Source organism: Streptomyces melanogenes (assembly GCF_014649795.1).
Classification (GTDB): Bacteria; Actinomycetota; Actinomycetes; order Streptomycetales; family Streptomycetaceae; genus Streptomyces; species Streptomyces noboritoensis.
This window is the reverse complement of sequence record NZ_BMTS01000009.1, coordinates 14,220-31,121: the sequence shown is the minus strand read 5'-3', so window position 1 is coordinate 31,121 and position 16,902 is coordinate 14,220. Positions and strand designations below refer to the sequence as shown.

The 16,902-nt window shown below is 69.5% G+C and carries 18 protein-coding genes; all 18 read right to left on the bottom strand.

Features of this window, described 5'->3' with window-relative positions; translation table 11 throughout:
• Positions 1 to 214: 214 nt before the first annotated feature.
• Entirely contained in the window at positions 215 to 661 is a 447-nt protein-coding gene (locus IE252_RS20315) for a DUF2550 domain-containing protein (protein WP_190090875.1), read from the bottom strand.
• Between the two features lie 139 nt (positions 662 to 800).
• Entirely contained in the window at positions 801 to 1,175 is a 375-nt protein-coding gene (locus IE252_RS20310; protein WP_101390157.1) for a F0F1 ATP synthase subunit epsilon, read from the bottom strand.
• Between the two features lie 210 nt (positions 1,176 to 1,385).
• On the bottom strand, positions 1,386 to 2,828 hold the full coding sequence (gene atpD, locus IE252_RS20305) for a F0F1 ATP synthase subunit beta (protein ID WP_190090874.1): 1,443 nt from the start codon (positions 2,826 to 2,828) through the stop codon (positions 1,386 to 1,388).
• Positions 2,828 to 3,745: a F0F1 ATP synthase subunit gamma gene (locus IE252_RS20300; protein WP_190090873.1), complete on the bottom strand. Its 918-nt coding sequence runs from the start codon at positions 3,743 to 3,745 to the stop codon at positions 2,828 to 2,830. The genes atpD and IE252_RS20300 overlap by 1 nt, the downstream gene beginning before the upstream one ends.
• A gap of 20 nt (positions 3,746 to 3,765) precedes the next feature.
• The gene (gene atpA / locus IE252_RS20295) at positions 3,766 to 5,358 is read right to left on the bottom strand and encodes a F0F1 ATP synthase subunit alpha (protein ID WP_190090872.1); all 1,593 of its coding nucleotides are present in this window, start codon (positions 5,356 to 5,358) and stop codon (positions 3,766 to 3,768) included.
• A gap of 137 nt (positions 5,359 to 5,495) precedes the next feature.
• A complete protein-coding gene (locus IE252_RS20290) occupies positions 5,496 to 6,311 on the bottom strand; it encodes a F0F1 ATP synthase subunit delta (RefSeq protein ID WP_190090871.1) in 816 nt (271 codons plus the stop codon).
• Entirely contained in the window at positions 6,308 to 6,862 is a 555-nt protein-coding gene (locus IE252_RS20285; RefSeq protein WP_190090870.1) for a F0F1 ATP synthase subunit B, read from the bottom strand. The genes IE252_RS20290 and IE252_RS20285 overlap by 4 nt, the downstream gene beginning before the upstream one ends.
• 38 nt (positions 6,863 to 6,900) lie before the next feature.
• Positions 6,901 to 7,137 carry an ATP synthase F0 subunit C gene (atpE, locus tag IE252_RS20280; RefSeq protein WP_067163944.1) on the bottom strand — a complete coding sequence of 79 codons (237 nt, stop codon included), beginning with the start codon at positions 7,135 to 7,137 and terminating at the stop codon, positions 6,901 to 6,903.
• A 79-nt stretch (positions 7,138 to 7,216) separates the two neighbouring features.
• Positions 7,217 to 8,035: a F0F1 ATP synthase subunit A gene (atpB, locus tag IE252_RS20275; protein WP_506417291.1), complete on the bottom strand. Its 819-nt coding sequence runs from the start codon at positions 8,033 to 8,035 to the stop codon at positions 7,217 to 7,219.
• A 225-nt stretch (positions 8,036 to 8,260) separates the two neighbouring features.
• Entirely contained in the window at positions 8,261 to 8,695 is a 435-nt protein-coding gene (locus IE252_RS20270) for a Cg1360 family ATP-synthase-associated protein (RefSeq protein WP_190090869.1), read from the bottom strand.
• Positions 8,696 to 8,957: 262 nt separating this feature from the next.
• Complete coding sequence (locus tag IE252_RS20265) at positions 8,958 to 10,313, bottom strand: MraY family glycosyltransferase (protein ID WP_190091101.1); 1,356 nt, start codon at positions 10,311 to 10,313, stop codon at positions 8,958 to 8,960.
• A 115-nt stretch (positions 10,314 to 10,428) separates the two neighbouring features.
• Positions 10,429 to 11,715, bottom strand: a complete 1,287-nt coding sequence (gene glyA / locus IE252_RS20260) for a serine hydroxymethyltransferase (protein WP_190090868.1) — start codon at positions 11,713 to 11,715, stop codon at positions 10,429 to 10,431.
• Between the two features lie 86 nt (positions 11,716 to 11,801).
• On the bottom strand, positions 11,802 to 12,452 hold the full coding sequence (locus tag IE252_RS20255; RefSeq protein ID WP_190090867.1) for an arsenate reductase/protein-tyrosine-phosphatase family protein: 651 nt from the start codon (positions 12,450 to 12,452) through the stop codon (positions 11,802 to 11,804).
• On the bottom strand, positions 12,449 to 13,096 hold the full coding sequence (locus IE252_RS20250) for an L-threonylcarbamoyladenylate synthase (RefSeq protein WP_101390147.1): 648 nt from the start codon (positions 13,094 to 13,096) through the stop codon (positions 12,449 to 12,451). Before IE252_RS20250 ends, IE252_RS20255 begins: the two co-directional genes overlap by 4 nt.
• Before the next feature lie 56 nt (positions 13,097 to 13,152).
• Entirely contained in the window at positions 13,153 to 14,034 is an 882-nt protein-coding gene (prmC, locus tag IE252_RS20245; protein ID WP_190090866.1) for a peptide chain release factor N(5)-glutamine methyltransferase, read from the bottom strand.
• A gap of 75 nt (positions 14,035 to 14,109) precedes the next feature.
• A complete protein-coding gene (prfA, locus tag IE252_RS20240; protein ID WP_190090865.1) occupies positions 14,110 to 15,189 on the bottom strand; it encodes a peptide chain release factor 1 in 1,080 nt (359 codons plus the stop codon).
• A gap of 99 nt (positions 15,190 to 15,288) precedes the next feature.
• Complete coding sequence (rpmE, locus tag IE252_RS20235; RefSeq protein WP_101390144.1) at positions 15,289 to 15,510, bottom strand: 50S ribosomal protein L31; 222 nt, start codon at positions 15,508 to 15,510, stop codon at positions 15,289 to 15,291.
• 160 nt (positions 15,511 to 15,670) lie between these two features.
• Positions 15,671 to 16,786, bottom strand: a complete 1,116-nt coding sequence (locus IE252_RS20230) for an LCP family protein (protein WP_190090864.1) — start codon at positions 16,784 to 16,786, stop codon at positions 15,671 to 15,673.
• Positions 16,787 to 16,902: the final 116 nt, after the last annotated feature.

Sequence of the window (16,902 nt, the reverse complement as noted above, 5' to 3'; positions counted from 1 at the left end):
CCGGGCGGACGGCCCGTCCCCGTTCCCCGGTGTCACCGTTTGTCCGCGGCCCGGTGGCGGGTTGCTCGCGCAGTTCCCCGCGCCCCTTAAATGCGCCCCTTCGGGGCGCTCCTAGGGGCGCGGGGAACTGCGCGACCAGTGGGGGACGGCGCGCAGACGAAGAACAGGCCGCCCGCCCAGGGCTTCAGGGAAGGGGCGGGGTGGGGAAAAACCCCTACGCCACGTTCACGCGCTGGCCCGGCGGTGCCGCCTCCAGCCACGCCAGGAAGCCCGTCAGCGCGTCCTCGCTCATCGCGAGTTCGAGGCGCACGCCCCGATGCGTACAGCCGAGAACGATCGCGTCGGACAGGAGCGCCAGCTCCTCCTCCCCCGCCGGCTGCCGCCGCGCCACGACCTCGATCGCGGAGCGCTCGAGCAGCCGCCGCGGCCGAGGCGCGTAGGAGAAGACACGGAACCACTCGATCCGGTCACCGCTGTACCGTGCGACTCCGTACACCCAGCCCTTGCCCCCGGGATCGCCGCCCTCCGGCACGTCCCAGCGCAGACTGCAGTCGAAGGTCCCGCCGGAACGCTGGATCAGCCGCCGGCGCAGACCGAAGACGAAGAGTCCCACCAGTACCAGCGCGACGACCAGGCCGCCCACAAGCAGAACGAGGGTCATCTACACCGACCTCCTCGCTCCATTCGGGGCCGGGGGATCGCCCCGGTCTCTCTTGTGCCTGCATCGCCTCAGCCGCGGCCGGGTCCGGAAGATTCCAGACCCGTGACCGCGGCTGAGGGCAAAACTGTTCGGCGGGGTGCTAGCGCACCGACACCGTACGCAGCCGGACCTCGGCGCGACGCTCGGCGGCGCCGTCCTCGGCCGACTTGGCGCTCTCCAGCGCCCGCTCGGCGCGCTGGACATCGATCTCGTCCGCGAGCTCCGCGATCTCGGCGAGCATGGAGAGCTTGTTGTCCGCGAACGAGATGAACCCGCCGTGCACAGCGGCGACGACGGTGCTGCCCTCGCTCGTACGGATGGTCACCGGGCCGGACTCCAGCACTCCGAGGAGCGGCTGGTGACCGGGCATGACGCCGATGTCGCCGGACGTGGTGCGCGCGACGACCAGGGTGGCCTCGCCGGACCAGACACTGCGGTCCGCGGCGACGAGCTCGACGTGCAGCTCAGCAGCCAAGGTGGGCTCCTCGGGTCACCACCCGGCGATTGGAGCCGGGTGTTGGGTCAAGTCTAGTAGGGCCCGGAGCGATGGAGCGCCGGGGCCCACCCGGCCTTTCGGCCGGGGGTCCGGGGGTTGTCCCCCGGGAGATGCAGCGTGGGCGTACGGAGAGGGGCGGGACGTGCCCGCCCCTCTCCGCCGAAACGCGACTCTTACGAGTCAGGCGATTCAGGAGACGCCCAGCTCCTTGGCGTTGGCCTTCAGGTCCTCGATGCCACCGCACATGAAGAACGCCTGCTCGGGGAAGTGGTCGTACTCACCGTCGCAGATCGCGTTGAACGCGGTGATCGACTCGTCGAGCGGCACGTCCGAACCGTCCACGCCGGTGAACTGCTTGGCGACGTGGGTGTTCTGCGACAGGAAGCGCTCGACGCGACGGGCACGGTGGACAACGAGCTTGTCCTCCTCGCCCAGCTCGTCGATACCGAGGATCGCGATGATGTCCTGGAGGTCCTTGTACTTCTGGAGGATTCCCTTGACGCGCATGGCGGCGTCGTAGTGGTCCTTCGCGATGTAGCGCGGGTCCAGGATGCGGGACGTGGAGTCCAGCGGGTCCACGGCCGGGTAGATGCCCTTCTCGGAGATCGGACGGGAGAGAACCGTCGTCGCGTCGAGGTGGGCGAACGTGGTGGCCGGGGCCGGGTCGGTCAGGTCGTCCGCGGGGACGTAGATCGCCTGCATCGAGGTGATCGAGTGACCACGGGTCGAGGTGATGCGCTCCTGGAGGAGACCCATCTCGTCGGCCAGGTTCGGCTGGTAGCCCACCGCGGAGGGCATACGGCCGAGCAGGGTCGACACCTCGGAACCCGCCTGGGTGTACCGGAAGATGTTGTCGATGAAGAAGAGGACGTCCTGCTTCTGGACGTCACGGAAGTACTCCGCCATCGTCAGACCGGCCAGCGCGACCCGAAGACGGGTGCCCGGGGGCTCGTCCATCTGGCCGAAGACGAGCGCCGTCTTGTCGATGACGCCGGAGTCGCCCATCTCCTCGATGAGGTCGTTGCCCTCACGGGTACGCTCACCGACGCCCGCGAACACCGACACACCGTCGTGGTTGTTGGCGACGCGGTAGATCATTTCCTGGATCAGAACGGTCTTGCCGACACCGGCACCACCGAACAGACCGATCTTTCCACCCTTGACGTACGGGGTGAGGAGGTCGATGACCTTGACGCCGGTCTCGAACATCTCGGTCTTCGACTCGAGCTCGTCGAAGTTCGGGGCCTTGCGGTGGATCGGCCAGCGCTCGGTGACCTCGGCGTTCGCCTCGGGGTAGTTGAGCACCTCGCCCAGGGTGTTGAACACCTTGCCCTTGGTGAAGTCACCGACGGGGACGGTGATGCCCGTGCCCGTGTCGGTCACCGGGGCCTGGCGGACCAGACCGTCGGTGGGCTGCATCGAGATGGTGCGGACCAGGCCGTCACCCAGGTGCTGGGCGACTTCCAGGGTCAGCGTCTTGAGCTTGCCGTCCTCGGCCGGGTCGGCCACCTGGACGGTGAGCGCGTTGTAGATCTCGGGCATGGCGTCGACGGGGAACTCCACGTCGACGACCGGGCCGATGACCCGGGCGACGCGGCCCGTGGCGGCGGCCGTCTCAACAGTGGTCGTCATTACTTGTCACTCCCCGCGGTCGCGTCAGCCATGGCGCTCGCGCCACCGACGATCTCGCTGATTTCCTGGGTGATTTCGGCCTGGCGGGCCGCGTTGGCAAGCCGGGAGAGGCTCTTGATGAGGTCCCCGGCGTTGTCGGTGGCCGACTTCATCGCACGGCGGCGGGCGGCGTGCTCGGAAGCGGCCGACTGCAGCAGTGCGTTGTAGATGCGGCTCTCGACGTAGCGCGGCAGCAGGGCGTCGAGGACGTCCTCCGCCGACGGCTCGAAGTCGAACAGCGGAAGGATCTCGCCCTTCGTACCGCTCTCCTCCTCGACCGCTTCCAGCGACAGCGGCAGCATCCGGTTGTCCACCGCGTTCTGCGTCATCATCGACACGAACTCCGTGTAGACGATGTGCAGCTCGTCGACGCCGCCCTCGGCCGTCTCCGTCTGGATGGCCTCGATCAGCGGCGCCGCGACGCGCTTGGCGTCGGCGTAGGCCGGGCTGTCGGTGAAGCCGGTCCACGAATCCGCGATCTTGCGCTCACGGAAGCCGTAGTAGGCCACACCCTTGCGGCCGACGACGTAGGCGTCGACCTCCTTGCCCTCGCCGCGCAGCCGCTCGGTGAGCCGCTCCGCCTGCTTGATGGCGTTCGAGGAGTAGCCGCCGGCCAGACCGCGGTCGCTCGTGATGAGCAGGATCGCGGCACGGGTCGGCGCCTCGGCCTCGGTGGTCAGGGCGTGCTTGGTGTTCGAGCCGGTCGCCACCGCGGTCACCGCACGGGTGAGCTCGGTCGCGTACGGCATCGACGCCGCCACCTTGCGCTGCGCCTTGACGATGCGCGAGGCGGCGATCATCTCCATCGCCTTGGTGATCTTCTTGGTCGCCGTGACGGCACGGATGCGACGCTTGTAGACCCGGAGCTGCGCTCCCATGAGTCAGGTCCCTTCCGTCGTCACTTGCTGGTGGAGACCGGCGCGTCGTCGCCCAGAAGCTTGCCGTCCGAGGTCTCGAACTGCCGCTTGAAGGCAGCGATGGCGTCAGCGATGGAGGTCAGGGTGTCGTCCGACATCTTGCCGCCCTCGGCGATGGAGGTGAGGAGCTCCTTGCGCTCACGGCGCAGGTGCTCCAGCAGCTCCGACTCGAAGCGACGGATGTCGTTGACCGGGACGTCGTCCATCTTGCCGGTGGTGCCGGCCCAGACGGAGACGACCTGCTCCTCGACGGGCATCGGCTGGTACTGGCCCTGCTTCAGCAGCTCGACCATGCGCTTGCCGCGCTCCAGCGAGGCCTTCGACGCGGCGTCCAGGTCGGAGCCGAAGGCGGCGAACGCCTCCAGCTCGCGGTACTGGGCGAGGTCCACGCGAAGTCGGCCGGAGACCTGCTTCATGGCCTTGTGCTGGGCCGAGCCACCGACGCGGGAGACCGAGATACCGACGTTCAGCGCCGGGCGCTGGCCCGCGTTGAACAGGTCGGACTCCAGGAAGCACTGACCGTCGGTGATGGAGATGACGTTGGTCGGGATGAACGCCGACACGTCGTTCGCCTTGGTCTCGACGATCGGCAGACCGGTCATCGAACCGGCACCCATCTCGTCGGAGAGCTTGGCGCAGCGCTCCAGCAGACGCGAGTGCAGGTAGAAGACGTCGCCCGGGTAGGCCTCGCGGCCCGGCGGGCGGCGCAGCAGCAGCGACACGGCGCGGTAGGCGTCGGCCTGCTTCGACAGGTCGTCGAAGATGATCAGGACGTGCTTGCCGGCGTACATCCAGTGCTGGCCGATGGCGGAACCGGTGTACGGCGCCAGGTACTTGAAGCCGGCCGGGTCGGACGCCGGGGCGGCGACGATCGTCGTGTACTCGAGCGCGCCGGCCTCTTCCAGGGCGCCGCGAACGGACGCGATGGTCGAGCCCTTCTGGCCGATGGCGACGTAGATGCAGCGGACCTGCTTGTTCACGTCGCCCGAGCGCCAGTTGTCGCGCTGGTTGATGATCGTGTCGACGGCCAGAGCGGTCTTGCCGGTCTGACGGTCACCAATGATCAGCTGACGCTGGCCACGGCCGATCGGCACCATCGCGTCGACGGCCTTGTAGCCGGTCTGCATCGGCTCGTGCACCGACTTACGGACCATGACGCCCGGGGCCTGCAGCTCGAGGGCGCGGCGGCCTTCGGTCGCGATCTCGCCGAGACCGTCGATCGGGTTGCCGAGCGGGTCGACGACGCGGCCGAGGTAGCCCTCGCCGACGCCGACGGAGAGGACCTCACCGGTGCGCTGCACCGGCTGGCCCTCCTCGATGCCGTTGAATTCGCCGAGGACGATCGCACCGATCTCGCGCTCCTCGAGGTTGAGGGCGAGACCGAGGGTGCCGTCCTCGAACTTCAGCAGCTCGTTCGCCATGGCGGAGGGCAGGCCCTCCACCTTCGCGATGCCGTCGCCGGCAACGCTGACCGTACCGACCTCCTCGCGCGAGGCCGCGTCCGGCTGGTACGACTGGACGAAGTTCTCCAGTGCGTCCCGGATCTCCTCCGGCCGGATCGTGAGCTCCGCCATCTGGGTTCCCTGCTCTCCTTGTTGGGCCTGAAGCTTCTTAGGGGGTCTGGGGGCGGCCCCCAGGAACTTCTGCAAGTTCTGCACGGCCCAACCGGGCCGCTGTGATGCTGTGTACTCAGGTGACCTGCCGAGGCAGGTCAGCCGGCCAGTCGCCGGCTCGCCTCGTCGAGACGCTGCGCGATCGTGCCGTCGATGACCTCGTCGCCCACCCGCACCGAGATCCCGCCGAGGACCGTCGGGTCCACGTCCAGGTTCAGGTGCATCTGGCGGCCGTACACCTTCGCCAGAGCCGCGCCGAGGCGCTGCTTCTGCACGTCGGTCAGCGGCACCGCCGAGGTGACCACGGCGACCATGCGGTCCCGGCGCTCCGCGGCGAGCTTGGAGAGGGAGTCGAGTCCCGCTTCCAGGCTACGTCCACGCGGCTTGGTCACAAGACGCGCGACGAGCCGCTCGGTGACCGCGTTCGCCTTGCCGCCGAGCAGGCTGCCGAGCAGCTCGCCCTTGGCGGCCGTGGTGGCGGCGCGGTTCGTCAGCGCGGAGCGCAGGTCGGCGTTGGAGGTGACGATCCGGCCGAACCGGAACAGCTCGTCCTCCACGTCGTCGAGCGCACCGGCCTGCTGCGCGGCGGTGAGGTCGGCGGTGCTCGCCAGCTCCTCCAGGGCGTCCACCAGGTCGCGCGACTGCGACCAGCGGGAGCGGACCATGCCGCTCACCAGGTCGGCGGTCTCGCCGCCGACCTGGCCGCCGAGGAGGCGTCCGGCCAGCTCGGCCTTGGCCTCGGCGGGCTGCGACGGGTCGGTGAGGACCCGACGCAGCGACACCTCGCGGTCGAGCAGCGCGGTGACGGCCGCCAGCTCCCCGGCGAGCTTCGCCGCGTCGACGGACGTGTTGTCCATCAGCGCGTCGAGACGCTCGCGCGCGGCAGCCAGTGCCTCGCGGCTCGCTCCGTTCATCGCGTGGCCTCGGCCTTCGAAGCGTCCTCGAGACCCTCGAGGAAGCGGTCGATGGTGCGGCTCTGCCGGGCGTGGTCCTCAAGGGACTCGCCGACGAGCTTGCCGGCCAGGTCGGTGGCGAGCTTGCCCACGTCCTGACGGAGCGCGTGCGCCGCGGCCTTGCGGTCGGCCTCGATCTGGGCGTGGCCGGCAGCGATGATCTCCTCACGCTGCCGCTGGCCTTCCGCCCTCATCTCCTGGATGAGCGCGGTGCCCTGCTCGGTCGCCTCCTGGCGCAGGCGGGCAGCCTCGTGGCGGGCCTCGGCGAGCTGGGCCTTGTACTGCTCCAGCACGCTCTGAGCCTCGGTCTGCGCGGCCTCGGCCTTCTCGATACCGCCCTCGATGGCTTCGCGGCGTTCCTCCAGCGTCTTGTTGATACGCGGGAGCAGCTTCGTGGCGAAGACGAAGAAGACGATGGCGAAGGCGATGGCGCCGACGAGCAGCTCGGGGCCCGCGGGAATGAGCGGGTTCTGCTCTTCCTCGGCCGCGAGTGCAGCCAGGTTGGCGATCACATCAGTGCCTTTCGTCGATGCGTGTCAGTAATAGGTGCTTACTTACCGAACACGAACGGCATAACGATGCCGATGAGGGCGAGCGCCTCACAGAAGGCGAAGCCCAGGATCTGGTTGGCGCGGATCAGGCCCGCGGCCTCGGGCTGACGGGCCATGGCCTGGGTGCCGTTACCGAAGATGATGCCGACGCCGACGCCGGGGCCGATGGCGGCGAGGCCGTAGCCGATCGAGCCGAGCGAGCCGGTGACTTCGGAGGCAGCGAGGATCTGGGACATGCCAGTTCTTCCTTCTCTTTCATGGACCGGTGGGGGTTGGCCACCGGACGACTAGGGGTTTTGCGGGGCGGGCCAGGGCTCAGTGGTGCTCGGCCAGAGCGCCCTGGAGGTACGAGCAGGCGAGGAGCACGAAGACGTACGCCTGCACCGCCTGCACGAAAAGCTCGAAGAGGATCATGACGATGGTCATGACGAACGAGACTCCGGCGGCCGGAATCATGTAGCTGTTCATCAGGTACCAGGACGCGACCGTGAACATGACCAGCATCAGGTGGCCGGCGAACATGTTGGCGAAGAGTCGCACGGCGTGCGTGAACGGCCGGACGAACAGGTTCGACAGGAACTCGATCACCATCACCAGCGGCAGTACCGCACCGAGGCTCTTGTCGTAGCCCGTGATGTTCTTCAGGCCGCCGACGAAGCCGTGGCGCTTGAAGGTCACGCTGACCCAGAGGACCCAGACGAGACCCGCGAGCACCATCGGGAAGGCGATGACCGAGGAGACCGGGAACTGCGCCAGCGGGATCACGGACCAGACGTTCATGATCCAGATGAAGAAGAACAGCGAGACCATCAGCGGGACGTACTTCTCGCCCTCCCGCTTGCCCAGCGTCTCGTACACGATGTTGCGGCGCACGAAGTCGTAGCCGGCCTCGCCGACCATCTGGAGCTTGCCCGGGACCACCTTGGCCTGGCCGAAGGCCACCCAGAAGAAGCCGATGATGAGCAGGGTGGTGACGAGCGCGAGCAGCATCACCTTGTTGAACTCGTAGCCACCGACGGTGAAGAGCGGCTTGAAGAGGAAGGAGTGCAGGCCCGGAGCCGGAAAGCCACAGCCGTTGTCGGACAGGATGCGGCAGTTCCAGTCGAAGGCGAGCTGGGTCTGGTCAGCACTCACCGCGGGCTCCTTCAGCGTGGCGCATAGGTACGGCAACCTCGTTGTGTCGGCGCGGCGCGCAGCCGCGGTTCGGCACTGGACTGGTGTTACGGATGATGGGGCGGCGGTCGGGCATCAAGCCTCGCGATCGAGCAGGCGTCAGCTCAGATGCCCGCGCCCGCAGTGCCGCAGTTGGCACCGGACGATAGCAGGGTCTCGAACTCGCATTTATTCCGCCCCTACCTTTCACGACGAAGACCCGGATTTCGTGGGCTTGTGAGCCTCCGAATCCGGCTCGACGTAAAGGATCTTGGCCTTCATGTGCGCACGTGCCTGCATGCCGATCCAGACGAGGGTCAGCGCGACGAGCGTGGCGGCGAACGCCTTGGGGTTGAACAGCGTCGTGTCCTTGAAGACCGCGACGAAGATCAAGAGCAACAGCAACTGAGCCGTGTACAGCATCAGCCCCATGGCCTGGAACAGGTGGGGCAGGCTTTTCGCCGTACGTTCCAGGACGAGCAGCCCGATGCCCATGAAGCCGATGACCACGACCGTCGCGATGGCGGCGCCGATGGCCCCCTTGCCGCCCGCGACCCCGGCGCTGACCGCGACGGCGATGACGCCGGCGGCAGCGGTGGGTAGGGCGGTCCGAAGGAGGGTGCGGGCGTCGTTGGACGGCATGGCGGCAGCTCCGCTTACTGGGTGGGGGCAGGGTGTCGTCATGGACGAGCGTAGGCCCCGGCCGAGGGGATCCCTCGGGCCAATGGGCCGTCGCACTACGGTCCTTCGGCTCTGTTGCCGGGTCTCGTGAACCGTATCACAAACTATTTGATGAGGTCTTTACCATGATGGTGTGCTGCCCGTCACACATGAGAGTGAACGTGCGCGCATGTGCAGAACGGACGGCAACTTGTCTGGTATTAGGGCCCGGTGCGGCAATTCGTCAGCGCGACGCGCCGGTCTTCCGCCGGTCGGGGAAGCGCGAACGGGGGCCGACGGCGGTCGCCCCGTTGACGCCTGAGACGCCCGCGCCGACCGGTGTGCGCTCCTCCTCGGCCCCGTCCCACTCCTCGGTGCCCTCCGCGGCCGCGGCCGCCGCGGCGAGCCGCGTACGGCGCCGGTAGCGCGGCGGGACGAACGCCTCGGCCCAGCGCGGGGCGCGCGGGGTGAAGCGCGGGAGCAGCAGCAGGACCAGACCGACCGCGCTCAGCGCGACGATGACGAAGACGATCCACATCGACGCCGAGTGCACCGAGTACGCCAGCGTCCCGAAGGCGATCAGGGCCGCCCAGAAGTACATGATCAGCACCGCGCGGCTGTGCGAGTGGCCGATCTCCAGGAGCCGGTGGTGCAGGTGCCCGCGGTCGGCCGCGAACGGCGACTGGCCCTTCCAGGTGCGCCGCACGATCGCCAGCACCAGGTCGGCCATCGGGATCGCGATGATGGTCAGCGGCATCAGCAGCGGGATGAACACCGGGAGCATCGCGTGGGTGGCCTCGCGCTCGCTGCCGCTGAGGCTGAGGTTCATCCGCAGCGCGTCCGGGTCGACCTGGCCGGTGATGGAGATGGCGCCGGCCGCGAGGACGAGCCCGATCAGCATCGAGCCCGAGTCGCCCATGAAGATCCGCGCGGGGTGCATGTTGTGCGGCAGGAAGCCCAGGCACATGCCCATCAGGATGGCGGCGAAGAGGGTGGCCGGGGCCGCGGCCTCGATGCCGTACCCGAACCAGATCCGGTACGCGTACATGAAGAACGCCGCGGCGGCGATGCAGACCATGCCCGCGGCGAGGCCGTCCAGGCCGTCCACGAAGTTCACCGCGTTGATGGTGATCACCACCAGGGCGACCGTGAGCAGCGTGCCCTGCCAGGAGGTGAGCGAGACCGCGCCGATGCCCGGGATGGGCAGCCACAGGATCGTCAGACCCTGCACGACCATCACACCGGCGGCGATCATCTGACCGCCCAGCTTGATCAGCGCGTCGATCTCGAACTTGTCGTCCAGGACGCCGATGATCCAGATCAGGGCCGCGCCCGAGAGCAGCGCGCGCGGTTCGTTGGAGCGCTCGAAGACGCCGTTGAGGCTGTCCAGGTGGTCGGCGACGAGCAGGCCCGCGCACAGTCCGCCGAACATGGCGATGCCGCCGAGCCGCGGCGTCGGTTCGCGGTGCACGTCCCGGGCGCGGATCTCCGGCATCGCGCCGGTCGCGATGGCGAACTTCCGCACCGGCCCGGTGAGCAGGTAGGTCACCGCGGCCGTGACGCAGAGCGTCAGCAGGTATTCACGCACGGGCTGCCCCAGAGGTATCGCTGGCCATCTCAGCCCCACACACTAGCTTCGCGCCCACATGGTTGAGGACATGCGGGTACACGAGATGGTTGCAGTCAACCCCATCCAGTGGGGATATCAACCCCATCTAGTGCGGATACGGGGGAAATCTTCCCGCGAGCTCCCGCACTTCGGCACGGACGTCGGCGTGCGCCCCACCGCCCGCTTCGGCGTCCCCGCGCAGCGCCGCCGAGAACAGCACCGCGATCCTCGCCATCTCCGCCTCGCCCATCCCCTGGGTGGTCAGCGCGGCCGTACCGAGCCGGATGCCGCGCGCTTCGTCGTACGGCAGGGCACAGGTGTCCAGGACGAGCCCGGCGCCCGCCAGGCGGCCCCTGGCGGCCCTTCCGTCGGCTCCCAGCGGGCCGGGGTCGGCCAGGATGAGGTGGGTGTCGGTGCCGCCGGTCACCACGCCGAACCCCTCGGCGGCCAGCCCGGCCGCGAGCACGCGCGCGTTGGCGACCACCTGATGGGCGTACCCCGTGAACCCCGGGGTCGCCGCCTCCCCGAACGCGACCGCCTTCGCCGCGATGGTGTGCATCTGGGCGCCGCCCTGGGTGAACGGGAAGACCGCCCGGTCGATCCGGGCCGCCAGCTCCCCGCCGCACAGCAGCAGCCCGCCGCGCGGGCCGCGCAGCACCTTGTGGGTGGTCGCGCAGACCACGTCGGCGTACGGGACGGGGCTGGGCGCCGCTCCCCCGGCCACCAGGCCCATCGGGTGCGCCGCGTCCGCGATGAGGTAGGCGCCCACCGAGTCGGCGATCTCGCGGAACGCCTCGTAGTCGGGATGGCGCGGGTAGCAGATCGAGCCGCAGACGATCGCCTTCGGGCGGCGGCGCTCGGCCAGGGCCGCGACCTCCTCGTAGTCGATGAGGCCGGTCTCCGGGTCGACGCCGTAGCCGACGAAGTCGAACCACCGGCCGGAGAAGTTGGCGGGCGAGCCGTGGGTGAGGTGTCCCCCGTACGGGAGCCCCATGGCGAGCACCGTGTCACCCGGGCGCAGCAGCGCCGCGTAGGCCGCCAGCACGGCCGAGGAGCCGGAGTGCGGCTGTACGTTGGCGTGCTCGGCCCCGAAGAGCGCCCTGGCCCGGTCCACGGCGATCCGCTCGGCCACGTCCACGATCTCGCAGCCGCCGTGGTGGCGGGCGCCGGGGTAGCCCTCGGCGTACTTGTTGCTGAGCGGGGAGCCGAGCGCCGCGAGCACGGCGGGCGAGGTGAAGTTCTCGGCGGCGATGAGCTGGAGCGAGGTGGCCTGCCGCCGCGTCTCGCCGAGCAGCACGTCGGCGATCTCGGGATCCTGGCGCCGCAGGGCGTCCAACGCCCCTTCGGGGGCGGTGGAGCGGGCAGCGGACACGGCTGCGGTGGTGACCGTCATCGGGGTCTCCGGGCCTGACAGGGGGTGGTGTGAGGCGTCAGATCCAATGTAGGCCGACGCGTGCACCGGCGCCCGACGGAATCCCGTCAGTGCGGCGCGGGCACACCCGTAAGAGCCGTGACGACCGGTTCGAGGGCCGTGTTGATCTCGTCCCCGATCGAGCGGAAGAACGTGATCGGGGCGCCGTACGGGTCGTTCACCTCGTCCGCCTCGGCGCTCGGGGCCAGCAGCCAGCCGCGCAGGGCCGCGGCCGCGCGGACCAGGGCGCGGGCGCGCTCGACCATGCCCTCCTGCGAGGCGTCCGGCAGGGTGGCCGGGTCTATGGCGCGGACCAGGCGGGTGAACTCCTTCAGGGTGAAGGTGCGCAGGCCCGCCGAGTGGCCCATGGAGATGACCTGGGCGCGGTGGTCGCGGGTGGCGGTGAGGACCAGGTCCGCGGTGATGACGTGTTCGTCCAGGAGCTCGCGCCCCGTGAAGCCGGAGGCGTCCGCGCCGAAGTCGGCGAGGACGGCCGCCGCGTTGGCCTCCATCGGGGCGCCCTCGTGGCCCCAGGTGCCCGCGCTCTCCACGATCAGGCCGCCCGTGAAGGGGTCGCCGAGGCGATCGGTCAGGGCATGCCGGGTCAGCCGCTCGGTGATGGGCGAGCGGCACACGTTGCCGGTGCTGACGTGGAGGATGCGGAAGGTGGTGCCGGTGAGCCCGGTGCCTATGCCACGCCCCGTCTCAGGGGCTGTCAATTCGCCACCTCGAGGTCGGGTACCACCTTGCGCAGCTCGTCGGCGTCGAGCGCGCCCGCGCGCAGCAGCACCGGCACCTTGCCCGTGACGTCGACGATCGACGACGGGACGATGCCCGGGGTGGGGCCGCCGTCCAGGTACACCGAGACGGCGTCGCCGAGCATCCCCTGCGCGGCGTCGCAGTCCTCGGGCGAGGGGTGCCCGGTCAGGTTGGCGGAGGAGACGGCCATCGGGCCGACCTCGGTGAGCAGCTCGATGGCGACCGGGTGCAGCGGCATCCGGATCGCGACCGTGCCCCGGGTGTCGCCCAGGTCCCACTGGAGCGACGGCTGGTGCTTGGCGACCAGCGTCAGGGCGCCCGGCCAGAACGCGTCGACGAGCTCCCACGCCTGCTCGGTGAAGTCCGTGACCAGGCCGTGCAGCGTGTTCGGGGACCCGATCAGGACGGGGGTGGGCATGTTGCGGCCGCGGCCCTTGGCGTCCAGCAGGGAAGCGACGGCCTCGGAGCTGAACGCGTCGGCGCCGATGCCGTAGACGGTGTCCGTCGGGAGGACGACGAGCTCGCCGCGGCGCACTGCGGAGGCGGCCTCGCGCAGACCGGTCGTGCGGTCGGTCGCGTCGTTGCAGTCGTATCGCCGAGCCATTTACGGGGCCTCCTCGTACACGTACGCGGTCTTGAAGCGGTTGGGGGTAACGACGGTCACGGCAGGGCCTTGCGGGCCGTGGCGAAGCGCGGACGGTTGTTCAGGTCGGGGTGGTCGGCGGCGTCCGCCCAGCCGGCCTCCTCGTTGAAGATCCACGGCACCTGGCCGCCCTGTGTGTCGGCGTGCTCGATCACGACGAGGCCGCCGGGCCGCAGCAGCCGGTGGGCGGTGCGCTCGATGCCCCGGATCGTGTCGAGGCCGTCCTCGCCGGAGAAGAGGGCGAGCTCGGGGTCGTGGTCCCGGGCCTCGGGGGCGACGTACTCCCACTCGGTGAGCGGGATGTACGGCGGGTTGGAGATGACCAGGTCGACCTGGCCGTCCAGCTCGGGCAGCGCGGTCAGGGCGTCGCCCTGGTGCAGCACGACGCGCGAGCCCTCGACGTTCTTGCGGGTCCACTCCAGCGCGTCCTCGGACAGCTCCACGGCGTGCACCCGCGAGCGGGGCACCTCCTGGGCCATGGCGAGGGCGATCGCGCCGGAGCCGGTGCACAGGTCGACGATGAGCGGCTCGACCACGTCCATGGCGCGCACGGCGTCTATGGCCCAGCCGACGACCGACTCGGTCTCGGGGCGCGGCACGAAGACGCCGGGGCCGACCTGGAGCTCCAGATAGCGGAAGAACGCCCGCCCGGTGATGTGCTGGAGCGGCTCGCGCGCCTCACGACGGGCGATCGCCTCCCAGTACCGGGCGTCGAAGTCGGCGTCCTTGACCAGGTGCAGCTCTCCCCGCTTGACGCCGTGGATGTGCGCGGCGAGCTCCTCCGCGTCGAAGCGCGGCGAGGGCACGCCGGCGTCGGCCAGCCGCTGGGTGGCCTGGGCCACCTCCGCGAGCAGCACACTGCGGGGGCCTGGGGTTCGCCCCCCAGAATGTTGCGGCACGCTGGTCCTCCGGGCTGCAATGGGCCTCCCCCGCCCCATCGTGCGGCGGGGGAAGTGCCGGGTGTCTTACGGGTGTCAGCTCGCCGCGGCGAGCTTGGCGGCGGAGTCGGCGTCGACGCACGCCTGGATCATCGCGTCCAGGTCGCCGTCGAGCACCTGGTCCAAGTTGTACGCCTTGAAGCCGACCCGGTGGTCCGAGATGCGGTTCTCCGGGAAGTTGTAGGTGCGGATCTTCTCGGAGCGGTCCACGGTACGCACCTGGCTGCGCCGGGCGTCGGCGGCCTCCGCCTCGGCCTTCTCCTGGGCGGCCGCGAGCAGCCGGGAGCGCAGGATGCGCATGGCCTGCTCCTTGTTCTGGAGCTGGCTCTTCTCGTTCTGGCAGGAGGCGACCACACCGGTCGGGACGTGCGTGATGCGCACGGCCGAGTCGGTGGTGTTGACGGACTGGCCGCCGGGACCCGACGAGCGGTACACGTCGATGCGCAGGTCGTTCATGTTGATCTCGACGTCGACCTCCTCGGCCTCGGGCGTGACGAGCACGCCGGCGGCGGAGGTGTGGATGCGGCCCTGCGACTCGGTGGCGGGCACGCGCTGCACGCGGTGCACCCCGCCCTCGTACTTCAGCCGCGCCCAGACGCCCTGGCCGGGCTCGGTGGCGCCGTTGCCGCCCTTGGTCTTCACCGCGACCTGGACGTCCTTGTAGCCGCCCAGCTCGGACTCGGTGGCGTCGATGATCTCGGTCTTCCAGCCGACGCGCTCGGCGTACCGCAGATACATCCGCAGCAGGTCGCCGGCGAACAGGGCCGACTCGTCGCCGCCCGCGCCCGCCTTGATCTCCAGGAGGACGTCCTTGTCGTCGCTGGGGTCGCGCGGGACCAGGAGCAGCCGCAGCTTCTCCGTCAGCACCTCGCGCTGCTTCTCCAGCTCCTTGACCTCGGCCGCGAAGTCGGGGTCGTCCGCCGCGAACTCCTTGGCCGTCTCGATGTCCTCGCCCGTCTGCTTCCAGGAGCGGTACGTCCCGACGATCGGCGTCAGCTCGGCGTAGCGCTTGTTGAGCTTGCGCGCGTTCGCCTGGTCGGCGTGGACCGAAGGGTCGGCGAGCTTCTTCTCCAGATCGGCGTGTTCGCCGATCAGTTCCTCGACCGCCTCGAACATCGGGGGCTCCTGGTAATCGTTGAGTGGCTGCGGCAGACGGCAAAGCGCCGGTCCCAGCCGCCCCGCACGGGGGCGGCCGAAGACCGGCGCAGTGGCTCGCTACTTCTTGGCGGCAGCAGCCTTGCCGAAGCGGGCCTCGAAGCGGGCCACGCGGCCACCGGTGTCGAGGATCTTCTGCTTGCCCGTGTAGAACGGGTGGCACTCGGAGCAGACCTCGGCACGGATGGTGCCCTCGGCCAGGGTGCTACGGGTGGTGAACGACGCGCCACAGGTGCAGCTGACCTGCGTCTCGACGTACTCGGGGTGGATGTCGCGCTTCAAGGTGTCTCCTAGTTCAGGGAGGGCTCCGGGTCGTCCGCGCGGGAATGCGCACACGTGAACCGGGGCCGACGTACCAGTCTGCCAGGACTGGCCGTATCTCCCAAAACCGGGGTCTGCCCCGATCTATTCCACGGCTCGTCCCGCTCGGCGAAACCGCAGGTCAGCCGGTTCTGACCACGGTGCCCGCGTCACCCTTGTCACCCGCCGAGTCCTTGGTGGCGGAGGCCGGGATCGGCTGGTCCTTCAGCAGGGCGTCCCAGACCTGCTTGGCCTGGGCCTGCTGCGGCAGTACGCGGTTGAGGTCGGCCGGGTCGTACATCACCGGCAGGGTGACCATGTGGACGTCGTTGGCGCCCAGGCCCTTGAGCCCGTTGCCGAAGCCGATCAGCTTGTTGATCGAGTTCAGGTCGGAGTCGGTGGTGATCGCCTTGGTGGCGGCGTCCGCGAGGCCGTACAGCTTGGTGGGGCTGGTGAAGACGCCCACGCCCTTGACCCGCTCGATCAGCGCCTTGATGAAGGCCTGCTGGAGCTGGATGCGGCCGAGGTCCGAGCCGTCGCCCACGCCGTGCCGGGTGCGCACCAGGCCGAGCGCCTGCTCGCCGTTGAGGGTGTGCTTTCCGGCCGGCAGGTCCAGATGGCTCTTGGTGTCCTTGATCGGCTTCGCGGTGGTGACGGGCACCCCGCCGAGCTCGTCGATGAGCTTCTTGAAGCCGGTGAAGTCGACCTCGATGTAGTGGTCCATCCGGATGCCGGACATCTGCTCGACCGTCTTGACCGCACAGGCCGGGCCGCCGACCTCGTACGCCGTGTTGAACATCTGGCGCTTGCCACCGGGGTCCGTCTTGCCGTCCGTGGTGGTGCAGGACGGCCGGGTGACCAGGGTGTCGCGCGGGACGGAGACGACGCTGGCGCTCTTGTGGCCCTCGTAGACGTGGACGATCATCGCGGTGTCGGAGCGGGCACCGCCCTCGTCCTTGCCGTACTCCTTGTTGGCGCCGGCCCGCGAGTCGGAGCCCAGGACCAGGATGTCCATGGATCCGTTGTCGACGTCCTGCGGGCGGTCGGTGCCGAGCTGGGCGTTGATGTCGACGCCCTTGATGTTGCCGTTCAGCTTGAAGTAGACGTACCCGAGGCCGGCCCCGCCGGCCAGCACGACGCCCGCCGCGGACCAGGCCGCTATCTTCACGGCGCGGCGGCCCGTGGTCGGGCGCTTGCGGCGCCGTCCCCGGCCACCGCCGGTTATTCGGGCGCTGCCGCTCTCACTCTGCTCGGCCATGGTCTCCTCAGTCCTCGCTGCCGCTCCTGGTACCCCCCGCCGTGTCTGTCAGGCACGGTTTGTCGACACTTGTCAGACGGAGAAGCACCAAGAAGGGTTGCACAGGGTTCTAAGAA